Annotated in this window: 12 protein-coding genes; 1 reads left to right on the top strand and 11 read right to left on the bottom strand. The window is 47.9% G+C overall.

Annotation, left to right across the window (positions count from 1 at the left end; translation table 11 throughout):
* Nucleotides 1-19: 19 nt before the first annotated feature.
* The 3 genes from ispF to PIL01S_RS27590 form a co-directional block, all read right to left on the bottom strand.
* Complete coding sequence (ispF, locus tag PIL01S_RS27600) at nt 20-496, bottom strand: 2-C-methyl-D-erythritol 2,4-cyclodiphosphate synthase (RefSeq protein WP_095293433.1); 477 nt, start codon at nt 494-496, stop codon at nt 20-22.
* On the bottom strand, nt 493-1,185 hold the full coding sequence (gene ispD / locus PIL01S_RS27595) for a 2-C-methyl-D-erythritol 4-phosphate cytidylyltransferase (RefSeq protein ID WP_127540923.1): 693 nt from the start codon (nt 1,183-1,185) through the stop codon (nt 493-495). Before ispD ends, ispF begins: the two co-directional genes overlap by 4 nt.
* 101 nt (nt 1,186-1,286) lie before the next feature.
* On the bottom strand, nt 1,287-2,372 hold the full coding sequence (locus PIL01S_RS27590; RefSeq protein WP_127540921.1) for a PIN/TRAM domain-containing protein: 1,086 nt from the start codon (nt 2,370-2,372) through the stop codon (nt 1,287-1,289).
* A gap of 174 nt (nt 2,373-2,546) precedes the next feature.
* Here PIL01S_RS27590 and PIL01S_RS27585 point away from each other — a divergent pair, with 174 nt between their 5' ends.
* Complete coding sequence (locus tag PIL01S_RS27585; RefSeq protein WP_095293446.1) at nt 2,547-2,942, top strand: nucleoside triphosphate pyrophosphohydrolase family protein; 396 nt, start codon at nt 2,547-2,549, stop codon at nt 2,940-2,942.
* Between the two features lie 134 nt (nt 2,943-3,076).
* Here the strand turns inward: PIL01S_RS27585 and pssA are convergent, their stop codons facing one another.
* The 8 genes from pssA to PIL01S_RS27545 all read right to left on the bottom strand — a co-directional run bounded on the left by pssA (nt 3,077) and on the right by PIL01S_RS27545 (nt 12,978).
* Nucleotides 3,077-3,808: a CDP-diacylglycerol--serine O-phosphatidyltransferase gene (gene pssA / locus PIL01S_RS27580; protein WP_095293436.1), complete on the bottom strand. Its 732-nt coding sequence runs from the start codon at nt 3,806-3,808 to the stop codon at nt 3,077-3,079.
* 61 nt (nt 3,809-3,869) lie between these two features.
* Nucleotides 3,870-4,946, bottom strand: coding sequence for a DNA integrity scanning diadenylate cyclase DisA (gene disA, locus PIL01S_RS27575; RefSeq protein ID WP_127540919.1), 1,077 nt, complete (start codon nt 4,944-4,946; stop codon nt 3,870-3,872).
* A gap of 13 nt (nt 4,947-4,959) precedes the next feature.
* The gene (gene radA, locus PIL01S_RS27570) at nt 4,960-6,327 is read right to left on the bottom strand and encodes a DNA repair protein RadA (RefSeq protein ID WP_095293438.1); all 1,368 of its coding nucleotides are present in this window, start codon (nt 6,325-6,327) and stop codon (nt 4,960-4,962) included.
* A 226-nt stretch (nt 6,328-6,553) separates the two neighbouring features.
* On the bottom strand, nt 6,554-9,016 hold the full coding sequence (clpC, locus tag PIL01S_RS27565; RefSeq protein ID WP_127540917.1) for an ATP-dependent protease ATP-binding subunit ClpC: 2,463 nt from the start codon (nt 9,014-9,016) through the stop codon (nt 6,554-6,556).
* Nucleotides 9,017-9,204: 188 nt separating this feature from the next.
* On the bottom strand, nt 9,205-10,275 hold the full coding sequence (locus tag PIL01S_RS27560) for a protein arginine kinase (RefSeq protein WP_127540915.1): 1,071 nt from the start codon (nt 10,273-10,275) through the stop codon (nt 9,205-9,207).
* 28 nt (nt 10,276-10,303) lie between these two features.
* Nucleotides 10,304-10,822, bottom strand: coding sequence for a UvrB/UvrC motif-containing protein (locus PIL01S_RS27555; protein WP_127540913.1), 519 nt, complete (start codon nt 10,820-10,822; stop codon nt 10,304-10,306).
* A gap of 32 nt (nt 10,823-10,854) precedes the next feature.
* Nucleotides 10,855-11,316 carry a CtsR family transcriptional regulator gene (locus PIL01S_RS27550; protein WP_095293442.1) on the bottom strand — a complete coding sequence of 154 codons (462 nt, stop codon included), beginning with the start codon at nt 11,314-11,316 and terminating at the stop codon, nt 10,855-10,857.
* A gap of 486 nt (nt 11,317-11,802) precedes the next feature.
* Nucleotides 11,803-12,978: a GNAT family N-acetyltransferase gene (locus PIL01S_RS27545; RefSeq protein ID WP_127540911.1), complete on the bottom strand. Its 1,176-nt coding sequence runs from the start codon at nt 12,976-12,978 to the stop codon at nt 11,803-11,805.
* Nucleotides 12,979-13,201 lie beyond the last annotated feature (223 nt).

Raw genomic sequence — 13,201 nt, 5'->3', positions numbered from 1 at the left:
TACTAGTTGGTTGATAATATCACACACGAACAAGGCAAACAACCGATTGGGCCGCAATCCCCTCTCCCCGTCCAGGGAATCCGAGCTGCTCCGTAGTCGTTGCTTTGACATTGACCTGATCAACATCCGCTTCCAGCGCCTTGGCAATAACCTCGGCCATCTGTGGAATGTAAGGTGCCATTTTCGGTTTCTGCGCAATAATGGTGGAATCGATGTTGCCCAAACGATATCCTCGATCTTTCACGAGCTGCCATACATGCTCCAGCAGTTTGAGGCTATCCGCGTCCTTGAACTCCGGATCGGTGTCCGGAAAGTGTTTGCCAATGTCCCCAAGTGCAAGTGCACCCAGAATGGCATCACTGATGGCATGCAGCAGCACATCTGCATCCGAGTGACCAAGCAGTCCTTTTTCATAAGGAATCGTTACCCCGCCAATAATGCACGGGCGTCCCTCCACCAACTGGTGTACATCAAATCCCTGTCCTACACGTATCATCGCTTCTTCTCTCCCCCAAGCAAAAACGCGGCATATTCCAAATCTTCCGGCGTCGTTAATTTGATGTTGGTATAACTTCCTTCCACCACATGGACAGACATACCCTGGCGCTCAGCCAGCATGGCATCATCCGTCCCCAGAAATCCGTCCCTTGCCGCCGACTCGTAAGCAAGCAGCAGTGAAGAAAGACGAAAAGCCTGCGGGGTTTGAATACTCCACAGACTGCTGCGGTCAGGCGTCGCCGTAACGATTCCTTCCGCATTCACTTGTTTAATCGTATCTTTAACGGGAACGGCAAGTACAGCGGCTCCCCCCGACATCGCGGCCTCCATGCAACCTGTAATCTGCTTACGGTCAACAAAAGGACGTACCCCGTCGTGAACGAGAACCCAATCCGTCTGTAAAGCCTTCAGGCCTTCATGAACAGAATGCTGTCTCTCTTTCCCTCCGGGGATGACACGGACACGCGACTCCAGTCGGTATTCTTTTACCCAATCCAGGCAGCGTTCAACATCTGCGGCTCCGGTTACCAGCACGATCTCGCTGATCTCGTCCAGAGCGGCAAACACTTCAAGCGTATGTATGAAAACGGGCTTGTCCTGCAGCAGCAGAAACTGCTTGCTCTCGGTTGTTCCCATCCGGGTTCCCCGACCTGCTGCCACAATGACGACACCCCACCCTTTATCCATGCCGTAATCCCTGCCTTGTATGTCAGTTTATCGTTCTACGATACTGAATATCTTCAAGCGATATAAATATCGGTGAACGATACACTACCCATCATACCCCTTTATTGGGCTTTTTCCAACAGTTTAGGCTTGGCAAAAATCATTCTTCCCGCGGAAGTCTGCAGCACACTGGTTACCAACACTTCCATCATCATGCCGATATACTCGCGTCCGCCTTCCACGACAATCATCGTACCGTCATCCAGATAAGCTACACCTTGGCCATGCTCCTTGCCATCCTTGATGATCTGCACCATGATCTCTTCACCAGGCAACACCACAGGCTTCACCGCATTCGCCAGATCGTTGATGTTCAGTACAGATACACCCTGGAGCTCGCAAACCTTGTTCAGGTTAAAGTCATTAGTAACGACCTTGCCCTGAAGCACTTTGGCCAGTTTGACCAGCTTGCTGTCCACTTCCGATATTTCTTCGAAATCCCCTTCGTAAATGAGAACCTTCACGTCGAGTTCTTTTTGGATTTTATTCAAAATGTCGAGTCCGCGCCGTCCTCTATTCCGCTTCAGCAGATCCGAGGAATCTGCAATATGCTGAAGCTCTTCCAGGACGAATTCCGGAATCACGATTGTACCTTCGATAAACCCGGTCTTGCATATATCTGCAATACGGCCATCAATAATGACACTGGTATCCAAAATCTTGTGTTCTTCCATCCGTCTGTCTTCATCCAGCTCGGGGTGTCCCCATCGCCCAGACATCCAGAATGCAGCGAGGTCGTCTTTCTTCGCCATAGCTAGCATGTACCCCGAATAACCGCTTACGGCCGTCAGAGCCACCTGAAGCACCTCTCCTGCTGTTCCCAGCCAAGTCAGACATGGATAGAGCAGCAAGGCCACCAGTAACCCTGCAACGGTACCTGCTGCGCCAGCAGCCAGTTCGTTCATCGGTATTTTAGCCAAAGCATCAATCCCATTTTGCAGCCTGCTTGCCAGCAAGGTTCCACCAATATTACATACAGCCATAAACAATACAGCACCCAGTGCCGTTGCTACTCCTGCCCCCAGCAGCCCTGCTGACTGAATCCATTCAGCCATCCACGGGACGGATTTTCCTGCCAGATGATATGCCGTGTAGCCAAACCATGCACCGCACAATCCTGTAAAAGTTAAAATGCCTTTTTTCCACATATGTCCCTGCACCTCCTTCAATTGTTCTTCATCTTCATATCCAGTATGATCCAATTGTTGGATTGCTAATCCCGGTTACAAGAACTTTTTGGAAATGTTTGCAATCGTCAGTTGAAAGAAGGTAAATTATTGGCATATAATGAATTCAATTCATATCCCGAGGTGAGTAGCAAAATGAGTACGCTAAGTTTACAGGCTTTTCAGGATCAGGTTTCCGAGCTGTTGCTGCGTCATCGCAGTCTGATTGATGTACTGTCCAAAACAGGACAAGCCGGAGCTTCTGTCAATCGTGCCGTGTCCAAGGCCATTACCGAATGCGGCTGCATTGAGCTGCACGCCACCAAGCAGAAATATGCCCCCGAGAGCGGTATTGCTCAAACCAAGGGCCTGCTGGAAACGCATGTGGAAGGTGAATTGTGTGAGAATTGCAAAGAGGTCATCAGCTCCGAACTGGGGCGGAACCTGTTTTATATGTCAGCTCTCTGCAATCTGCTGGATATCAACATGGAAGAAGTCGTGAATCACGAGTCACAGAAATGTTCGACGTTAGGGATGTTCAATTTGTCGTAAATGATTGGCGAAGTTGCCGTACAAGAGTAGGTACCGTATAGATTCGAATCAACAAAAAAAGCACGTACGCTCCTAAAAGGAGAATGCGTGCTTTTTCTTATTCATCCAAGGCAAGTATGCCAATCCGTAAACCATTACCGATCGGAAGGACGGGAAGACTTCTCTTCCTTGCGCTTCTTCGCCCGGTTGCGGGAAGCTGCCGTGCGCATATTATGCTTCATTCCATATAGAGCGTACAGCACCAATGGTATAAAGATCAGCTTCGACAGCTGTTCCGGAAAAATGACGGCAACCGCTACAGCGAATACAACCACCCAAGGGGCGATCCAGATCGCTTTTCGCGGCAAACCGACCTTTTTGAAATTCGGATATTTAAGCGAGCTGACCATCAGATAGGATAATAACAATGTAGCTATCATCATGCTAACAGGACCAATATCCTTGTTAAACAACGTCAGCGTTGCAAGCACACCTCCAGCTGCCGGAATGGGCAGGCCGGTGAAGTATCCGGGAATTCCCGGTCTTACATTAAAGCGTGCCAGCCGAATGGCTCCGCAAATGGGGAAGCTTGCCGTAGCGATCCAGGCGAGAACCGGTGATGCATCCTGGAAGGAAACCATAAACATAATGAGTGCCGGGGCTGCACCAAACGAAACCATGTCAGACAAAGAGTCAAGCTCCTTGCCAAATTCACTTTGAGCATTGAGTGCACGCGCTACCCGTCCATCCAACCCATCCAGCAGCATCGCCACAATCACCATAATTGCAGCCAGGCTATAATTCCCATCAATTGCAAGCAGTATCGCCATCATTCCAAGAAACAGATTACCCAAGGTAAAGAGGTTCGGAATGAATCTGGTTAACATTGTTGTTTCACCTCATCATCTTCAGGGCCGTTATAGGCAAACCTATACTGATAGCTCTGGATTACATTTGTCTGTCGATAAACATTTGCTCCTGCAGACGCTTTAGCCCTTCTTTAATGGTCCGGGCACGTACCTCACCAATACCGTCGACTTCATCCAGCTCTTCAATCGTTGCCATAATCACATGCGGCAATTGTTCAAATTGGTCCACAAGGTTATGAATAATGACATTCGGAAGGCGTGGTATCTTATTCAATACCCGATATCCGCGAGGTGCAACCGAATCTTCCGATGTAGCAGCCGATGAAGGATAGCCGAGCAGACGGACGATGTGATGCGCATCCAGCAATTCATCATCTGACAGACGCTTGAGGCCCACGATAATTTCGCGGATCTTCTCGTCACTATCATCTCGTGCATAGTCCTTGTACAGCAACCACGCTTCTTCTTCCGTTGTTCCAACCAATTCCTCCATTTGCATGGAGATCAGTCGTCCTTCATTCCCAAGTTCATGGATGTAGCGCTTGATTTCCGTTTTGATGCGCATCACCATTTCCGTACGCTGAATGACATTTACCACTTCAGGGATGGTGACAAGTTCTTCGAACTCCGAGGCACTTAGATTCGTAAGGGATTGGGTAAGTACAGCTTTGTACTTCTCCAGCGTTTGAATCGCCTGGTTAGCCTTCGTCAGAATAACTCCAATTTCCTTGAGCGAATATCTAAGCGTTCCCTGATATAAGGTAATAATATTCCGGCGCTGCGAGATGGATACGACCAATTTGCCCGTTTGCTTGGCTACACGTTCTGCTGTCCGGTGACGGATCCCTGTCTCAGAGGAAGAGATGGAGGAATCGGGAATAAGCTGGGTATTGGCATACAGAATACGCTTTAAATCCTCGCTAAGAATGATGGCACCATCCATCTTGGCAAGTTCATATAGATAGTTGGGGGAGAAATCGCAATTGATCGAGAAGCCCCCGTCGACCACTTCCATTACTTCAGGGCTGTATCCTACAACAAGCAGTGCCCCCGTCTTGGCGCGCAGCACGTTCTCCAGACCTTCGCGGAAAGGTGTACCTGGTGCGATCAGCCTCAACAATTCATTCATATTATCCAGTTGGCTCGAATCTTTCATCTTGTTATGCCCCCTAATCTAAAGCAACCGCTAGTGCATCTGCCACGGTATTCACACCGATCAGTTGTATCCCGCGAGGATGTTTCCAGCCCTTTAAGCTTTTCTCCGGTAAAATAACTCGTTTGAAGCCCAGTTTCTCGGCTTCCTTCACACGTTGTTCAGCCCGTGATACGGCCCGAACCTCACCTGTCAAACCAATTTCGCCAAATATTACGTCATCTGGCTTGGTCGGCACATCCCTCAGACTGGATGCTATGCTGACGGCAACTGCCAAATCCACCGCCGGTTCATCGAGCCGAACTCCCCCGGCCACATTCAGGTACGCATCCTGTGTTTGCAAAAACATGCCCATCCGCTTCTCAAGCACGGCAATAATCAGGTTCAGCCTGTGATGATCAATCCCTGTTGCCATACGGCGAGGAGACGGGAAATGTGTTGCAGAGATGAGTGCCTGCAGCTCGACCAGCATCGGTCTAGTGCCTTCCATACTTGCAACTACCGTAGAACCCGCTACACCGAGCGGTCGTTCCGACAGAAAGAGTTCGGAAGGATTGCCCACTTCACGCAAGCCATCTTCGCCCATTTCGAAAATACCGATCTCATTGGTTGAACCAAAACGGTTTTTGACCGCACGTAACAGTCTATACGTATGATGACGTTCCCCTTCAAAGTAAAGAACACAGTCCACCATATGTTCCAGCATACGCGGACCAGCGATAGCTCCTTCTTTCGTAACATGCCCCACAAGCACAGTTGCAATGCCTCGGCCTTTGGCGATCCGCATAAACCGGGAAGTACATTCCCTTACCTGTGCTACGCTACCGGGTGCACTGGTGACTTCTGGAAGATAAACTGTCTGAATAGAGTCGATGACAAGAAAATGCGGCTGGATCTGCTCCACCGCTTCCTCTACACGTTCCATATTCGTTTCACACAGCACATACAGTTCAGGAGAGAGTGCATCCAGACGATCAGCCCGCAATTTGGTCTGTTTCACCGATTCCTCACCCGAAACATATAACACGCGCAAACCCGAATGCGTTAGAGCATGCGAGGTTTGCAACATCAACGTTGATTTTCCGATTCCCGGATCTCCGCCTACCAGCACGAGAGAACCCGGAACAATTCCGCCACCCAATACCCGGTTCAGCTCGCCGATTCCAGTCTGCACACGCGGTTCCTGACCGCTATCTATATCTATGATGGGAAGCGGTTTATCTTTACTGTCAAAGAGGGGGGAATTTCTCCCTTGTGTTTTGACAACTGTTTCCGTTTCTTCCACCATGGAATTCCATGACTGACACCCCGGACATTTGCCGTACCATTTGGGGGCTTCATAACCACATTCCGTACATTGAAACTTGGTTTTAACTTTGGCCACTTCAGCACTCCTAGGATTTATTTTATAACAGCATTTTGCATTTTTCGACGAATTTTGCCCTGAATTTCTGACGTGCAGGGTTAATAAAAGTTTACCATTGTTTGAGATTTTTCGTAAAGGATTATCGTAAACTTTACACATGTTCCTTGGACAACAATAAAATAAAAAATCCTCTCCGGCCGAAGCCGGAAAGGATCATAAACCATTTCTCAGGTTTGAAATTTGCTTATTTCGTTTCGATTTCTTCATTGGAAGGAACAACAGCTTCCTTTTTGGTTACAGACAGTGCACCATTCTCTTCGTCGATCAACAACGAATCGCCTTTGGTTACCGTACCTGTAAGCAATTCTTCAGACAATTTGTCTTCGATATGCTTCTGGATTGCCCGGCGAAGCGGACGAGCACCGTAAGCTGGATCGAAGCCAGCTTTGGCCAGGAAGGCCTTGGCGTTGTCTGTAAGCTCGAAGTCTACTTCGTATTCACGCAGACGTTTCCGGAGCTCCTCGCTCATGAGGGAGACAATCTCAGCAATGTGTTTCTCTTCAAGAGAGTGGAATACGATGATCTCATCAATCCGGTTAAGGAACTCTGGACGGAAGCTTTTCTTCAGCTCATCCATGACTTTACCCTTCATGTTATCGTAATCCGCACCTGCATCTACAACAGCTGTGAAGCCGAGTGTAGAGTTACGTTTAATCGCTTCGGCACCCACGTTGGATGTCAGAATGATCAATGTGTTGCGGAAGTCCACGACACGACCTTTGGAGTCTGTCAGACGACCATCCTCAAGCACTTGCAGCAAGATGTTGAATACTTCCGGATGTGCTTTCTCGATCTCGTCGAGCAGGACTACGGAATACGGTTTGCGACGAACTTTCTCTGTCAACTGACCGCCTTCTTCGTAACCAACATATCCTGGAGGCGCTCCAACGAGTCTTGAAGTCGAGTGCTTCTCACCATACTCGGACATGTCGATCCGGATCACTGCATTTTCATCGCCGAACATCGCTTCGGCAAGCGCACGAGCCAGCTCGGTTTTACCTACCCCAGTAGGACCGAGGAAGATGAAGGATCCCATTGGACGTTTTGGATCTTTCAATCCAGCACGAGCACGGCGAACCGCACGGCTGACTGATTTCACGGCTTCATCCTGACCGATGACACGTTCATGCAGGATGGATTCCAGATTCATCAGGCGTTGAGTCTCTTCTTCTTTCAGCTTGTTCACCGGAATTCCCGTCCAGTTGGCTACCACTTGTGCGATATCCTCAGGCGTTACTTCGGAATCCGTACGACCTTGTTTTTCTTTCCATTGGTTCTTCGTTACATCCAGCTCTTCACGGATTTTTTGTTCCGTATCACGCAGAGCCGCTGCTTTTTCGAACTCCTGACTTTGAACCGCTGCGTCTTTTTCCTTACGGATATCTTCGAGACGGCTTTCCAGTTGTTTCAGGTTCGGCGGAATGGTGTATGAGTTCAATCTTACTTTGGAACCCGCTTCATCAATCAGGTCAATCGCTTTGTCTGGCAGGAAACGATCTGTGATGTAACGGTCAGACAATTTAACCGCCTGTACAATCGCTTCATCCGTAATTTTCACACGGTGGTGAGCTTCATAACGATCACGCAATCCGTGCAAAATTTGAATGGCTTCTTCCGGAGAAGGCTGATCTACGGTAATCGGTTGGAAACGACGCTCAAGCGCTGCATCCTTCTCGATATATTTGCGGTATTCATCCAGGGTAGTTGCGCCGATGCATTGCAATTCTCCACGAGCCAGAGCCGGTTTCAAAATGTTTGAAGCATCAATGGCGCCCTCAGCTCCGCCTGCACCGATCAGGGTGTGCAATTCGTCGATGAACAGGACAATGTTACCTGCCTGACGAATCTCATCCATGATTTTTTTCAAACGATCCTCAAACTCACCACGGTACTTCGTTCCGGCAACAACAGAACCCATATCCAGGGTCATGACACGTTTGTCGCGCAATGTCTCCGGAATTTCGTTGGCGATGATTTTCTGTGCAAGACCTTCAGCAATCGCTGTTTTACCTACACCAGGTTCACCGATCAATACAGGGTTGTTCTTGGTACGACGGCTCAATACTTGAATGACACGCTCGATTTCTTTGCTGCGGCCGATAACCGGATCCAGGTTGTTCTCCTTCGCATAAGCGGTAAGATCACGTGCCAGACTGTCCAGTGTTGGTGTGCTTACATTAGCAGGCGTTCCATTATGACTGGATACAGCCTCACTGCTGCCAAGCAATTGCAGCACTTGTTGACGCGCTTTGTTCAAACTAATACCAAGGTTGTTCAGCACGCGTGCTGCAACGCCCTCACCTTCACGAATCAATCCGAGCAAGATATGCTCTGTTCCTACATAGGTGTGGCCCAATTTGCGAGCCTCATCCATGGACAGTTCAATTACTTTTTTCGCACGAGGCGTATATGCAATGTTCGTAGGTTGCTCTTGGCCGCGGCCAATCAGCGTTTCTACTTCATCTTGAATTTTTTCCAATCCGAGTCCCAGGCCGATCAGCGCTTTGGCTGCGATGCCTTCGCCTTCACGAATGAGGCCGAGCAAAATGTGCTCTGTACCGATGTTATTATGACCGAGACGGACAGCTTCTTCCTGCGCGAGTGCGAGCACCTTTTGGGCCCGTTCCGTAAATCTTCCAAACATCATATCTCCTGCACCTCCATGGTTTTGGATAAAACGTGGGCCTTGTTCATGATCCCGACGTATAATTCATATCATTCTTGTTTGCAGCCATGCTGCGAATAAAGTCATTTGGCATTTAGTCCAATGCCCGTTTTATATAAAGCCGCAGATGCGGCATGAAACCTTAATATTAAATCTGAAGAAAACAATTACTAGGATTGACTGGCTGCATTGATCGTATCACGAATCAACTGAGCCCGGTAGATGTCACGCTCATCTGTGCGCATATCTTCTCCGAATGTTTTCTGCAAAAAGCCTGGTTGTGTCATCACGTTTAACTCGTTCATTACCGTAATGGACAATCCGTTCAACAGCCCCAGATCTACACCTAAGCGAACATCCGAGAGACGCTGCGCGGCTTCCTTGGAATCCATAATGGCTGCGTGGGACAAAATCCCATATGAACGCATCACTCTATCGGTAATCCGTAGTCTGGAGTCGGAAATCAACCGCTCTCTGGCAGTACGTTCATGCCCAATCATCTGAAGCACAACGCTATGCAGATTATCGATAACCTCTTGTTCCGTCTGTCCAAGCGTAATCTGATTGGAGATCTGGAAAAGGTTGCCCATCGCTTCGCTGCCTTCGCCATATATCCCACGCACGGTTAACCCCACTTGAGAAACAGCTGTCAGAATGCGTCCAATCTGCTGTGTCATCACCAGAGCAGGCAGATGCATCATTACAGATGCTCTTACCCCTGTACCTACATTGGTAGGACAGCTGGTCAGGTATCCTCTCCGATCATCAAAAGCATAATCCACATGCGCTTCAAAAGCATCGTCTATGGCGGAAGCTTTCTCCCAGGCTTCTTTCACCTGGAACCCCGGATAGAGGCATTGGATACGAAGATGGTCTTCTTCGTTAATCATAATACTGACGGATTCATCCTCACTGAGAATAACCGCACCATTTTTTGATTCGTTCGCAAGACTGGGGCTAATCAAATGTTTCTCCACCAGCACCCGCTTATCGAGATCATCAATATCCATCAGGTCCAAGGTATGGAAATCTCCAAAGGCATGAACGTCATCATATTGAAGTACTTCGCTCAGCTTATTCAGCACTTCTTCCGATTGCTCATTGGAAGCAAGCATTGGAAATGGGTAATGCTGAAGATTACGTGCGATCCGGACACGGCTGCTAATGACGATTTCGGAATCAGCCGCTTCACTGCGCATCCAGTCGCTGAGCGCCTTCTCTGTAAAGCGCAGATTAGGCATTACGCGTCCCTCCTACTCATGACAAACTCTACTCCTGAGCTATTTCTTTTTCAAGTTCCCTGATCTGGTCACGGATCTGAGCCGCCTCTTCAAATTCCTCCTGGGCGATACTCTCCTGAAGATCGCGCTTCAGGTCGGCAATCTGCCGCTTCACTTTAATGCGACCACCAGCTCGTGCAGGCACTTTGCCCACATGGGTTGTGCTGCCATGAACCCGTTTAAACAACGGATCCAGACGACTGTCAAAATATTTATAACAAGAACTGCAGCCGAATCGGCCGATTTTGCTAAACTGTGAGTAAGTCATGCCGCACTCTTCACAGCGAAGAGTCTGAGCAGGGGGAGCCCCGGCATTTCCATTCTTAGGTTCAAAATCAAGCAACCCGGACAACAGATTGTGAATGGAAAATCCATTCGATGTTCCCGGAATCATTTCTCCCTTTTCACGGGCACATGTCTCACAAATATGGAATTCCGTCTTTTCTCCATTCACAATTTTGGTGAAATGAAGAGTCGCCGGACGTTTGTCGCATTCTTGGCACAGCATTTAGGATGTACCTCCTTGATCCCGATAGGTTTTCATTTACCGAGCAAAGATATTAACATCGCCTTTAACATTCTGGCACGAATTTGATCCCGGTAAGGAAGTTTGACCAATAAAATTTCTCTTGATACAGCTGCACGCATCAACCCGGCTTCCCTTTTACTCAGGAAACGTGCTTCTTCCAGCTGATAAATCAAGCCTTCGGCAGCTGTCTGTCCAATCTCATCCCCGATGCTATGGTGCAGATGATTATGCAAAGCAGAGTGGGCCGGCAATTCGATCCGCTGTATGCGAACATAGCCGCCGCCACCACGTTTACTCTCGACCAAATATCCCTTTTCAAGAGTAAAGCGTGTGCTTATTACATAGTTGATCTGGGATGGTACGCATGAGAATTGATCTGCAAGATCATTGCGCTGAATTTCAACCATTCCTTCGGGACTTTCATGCAAAATACTCTTCAGATATTGTTCGATAATATCAGAGATATTACGCATCCACTCATCCTCCACTGTCTGAAACGTTAAGTCAATAAGGACCCACACGCCCCCACAGAGTACACCTTCTCAACCCATTTAACCAAACAGGGAAACGACGAATCTTGATTTCCACTGGCTTATTCGGGAGAGCAAGGACGCACGAAGGTCCTCTTGGTACTGCCTCTTTCCGATGATATCCATCGTTCATGAAATGTGTCTCATCACCGGAATGTAGAAAGAAAGCTACGTAAGTATTTAACCTTCAGTTGACTTTGACTTTCTTTGACTTTATATACATTATAGCATATTTTGTGGTTTTGCCAAGTGGGGTCACTATTCATTTTTTACGATTTTACACGAAATATTCCCCGGACACAAAAAAACCTCTCCAAAAAAGCCGGAGAAGTTCGTTTGTTTCACTGTAGCAACGTTTTTCTATTAATATGAAAAGGGAAGGCAGCCAAGATGAATTGGCTCTGGATACATGCATAAAACAATTCAAAATCAGAAGAAATCAAGCAGATAAGTTTCTCGTTCAGGGATTGCCTTCTCCAATGCATGAATTACTTCTGCCGGGCCATGGATTCGACCTATCTGGGCCATCTCCGATGGTCGGCGATATCCCATAAGCATCGCTGTAAGTGCTTGAATGCTGACCTTAAGTGTCTGATCTTCCAAGACGGCTTCGGATGTTTTCCAAATGGAGGCTGTCCCATTCATCGCAACATTCAGCTGCCACACGCCTTCATTCCAAGGAGCATGGGCATCTTCCACCTGAAGATTAATCTGTACCGGTGAATCCTGGCTTGCAAAAGGATATTGCGAAATAAATTGCTCCACACTTACAATCCGCGCCATAAAATACGGTGCGATCTCCTGCTGTATTCGTGGATTATCCAGTTGAAAGGCAAGTGTATCACTCGCGGGTGCCTGCAGCGTCACCTCTTCAATCATTGAATCATGATTTGCAATAAAGGTCCAAAGTGCTTGTCTGGCTTCTTCATTGAGATATACGATCTCATCTATGGCAAACTTGCGTTCCTTAACCTCATACAGAAGATACCCCTGAGCTTGTCCCGCCCCATCAAGATATACAGCCTTTTGGCTGGTTCCATCCGTGAGCACCGAGTTCTCCCACCAAGAATCATCACGGACGAGGGTTCCGTTATATCGTTCCGCATAGGCGCTATATACTTCTTTCAATGTAGCAAGACCGGGATCACCACGCCGGATGGTACCTGGTGTAGTTTTTTTCGCAGGCAAGTGAGCGGTAGGAACTTTATATTTTTTAAATTCAATGTAGGTTTCCCATCCATACTTGCGGTAAAAGGCAAAAGAGAACGGATGCAGGAATGAAATGCTCTGTTTATTCCGGTTCATCTCTTCCAGCGCATGCCTTAAAAGACCCGCTACCCATCCCTTGCGGCGATATTCTGGCCAAGTAGCTACACCCGCAATACCACCCATCTCAAAGGACTTACCATGAATATAGGTTTGAAAAGGAATGATGTGAAGCTTGGCACCCAACTCGCCTTCCTCATAAACTCCCCAGGTATCCTGCAAAGTGAAGTTTTGCCGCCGTTTCTCTTTGCGTTCCTCACTCAATACGTACTGAAAAGCATACTGGGAGAGCGCAATACTGGCTTCAAAATCCTCTGCGGTCAACTTGCGAATTTCCATATCGTTCTGCACCCCGTTCTCTAGAATAGTAAGTGACTCACAATCCTGTTTTGAAATGTGATGTATGTATCTTCTATGAGTGTGTCAGAGGTATGATACAAAGTCAAATAAGAGATGCGCATGCATCTCCCGGAAAGAAACTATGTAATTAAATCTATTAAAGTAAAAGCACCAAAGGAAAACAAAAATAAAAACCACCACCGAATTTCATCGGCAGTGGTTC

Origin of the sequence: Paenibacillus illinoisensis NBRC 15959, from assembly GCF_004000925.1 — a bacterium.
Taxonomy (GTDB): domain Bacteria; phylum Bacillota; class Bacilli; order Paenibacillales; family Paenibacillaceae; genus Paenibacillus; species Paenibacillus illinoisensis.
The sequence above is the reverse complement of the archived record's forward strand: the minus strand, read 5'-3'. Positions and strand labels throughout refer to the sequence as shown.

What these genes read in the sequence shown, in the direction of transcription:
- ispF (WP_095293433.1), bottom strand. Translation starts at nt 496, where the DNA reads ATGATACGTGTAGGACAGGGATTTGATGTACACCAGTTGGTGGAGGGA.
- ispD (WP_127540923.1), bottom strand. Translation starts at nt 1,185, where the DNA reads ATGGATAAAGGGTGGGGTGTCGTCATTGTGGCAGCAGGTCGGGGAACC.
- PIL01S_RS27590 (WP_127540921.1), bottom strand. Translation starts at nt 2,372, where the DNA reads ATGTGGAAAAAAGGCATTTTAACTTTTACAGGATTGTGCGGTGCATGG.
- PIL01S_RS27585 (WP_095293446.1), top strand. Translation starts at nt 2,547, where the DNA reads ATGAGTACGCTAAGTTTACAGGCTTTTCAGGATCAGGTTTCCGAGCTG.
- pssA (WP_095293436.1), bottom strand. Translation starts at nt 3,808, where the DNA reads ATGTTAACCAGATTCATTCCGAACCTCTTTACCTTGGGTAATCTGTTT.
- disA (WP_127540919.1), bottom strand. Translation starts at nt 4,946, where the DNA reads ATGAAAGATTCGAGCCAACTGGATAATATGAATGAATTGTTGAGGCTG.
- clpC (WP_127540917.1), bottom strand. Translation starts at nt 9,016, where the DNA reads ATGATGTTTGGAAGATTTACGGAACGGGCCCAAAAGGTGCTCGCACTC.
- PIL01S_RS27560 (WP_127540915.1), bottom strand. Translation starts at nt 10,275, where the DNA reads ATGCCTAATCTGCGCTTTACAGAGAAGGCGCTCAGCGACTGGATGCGC.
- PIL01S_RS27555 (WP_127540913.1), bottom strand. Translation starts at nt 10,822, where the DNA reads ATGCTGTGCCAAGAATGCGACAAACGTCCGGCGACTCTTCATTTCACC.
- PIL01S_RS27550 (WP_095293442.1), bottom strand. Translation starts at nt 11,316, where the DNA reads ATGCGTAATATCTCTGATATTATCGAACAATATCTGAAGAGTATTTTG.
- PIL01S_RS27545 (WP_127540911.1), bottom strand. Translation starts at nt 12,978, where the DNA reads ATGGAAATTCGCAAGTTGACCGCAGAGGATTTTGAAGCCAGTATTGCG.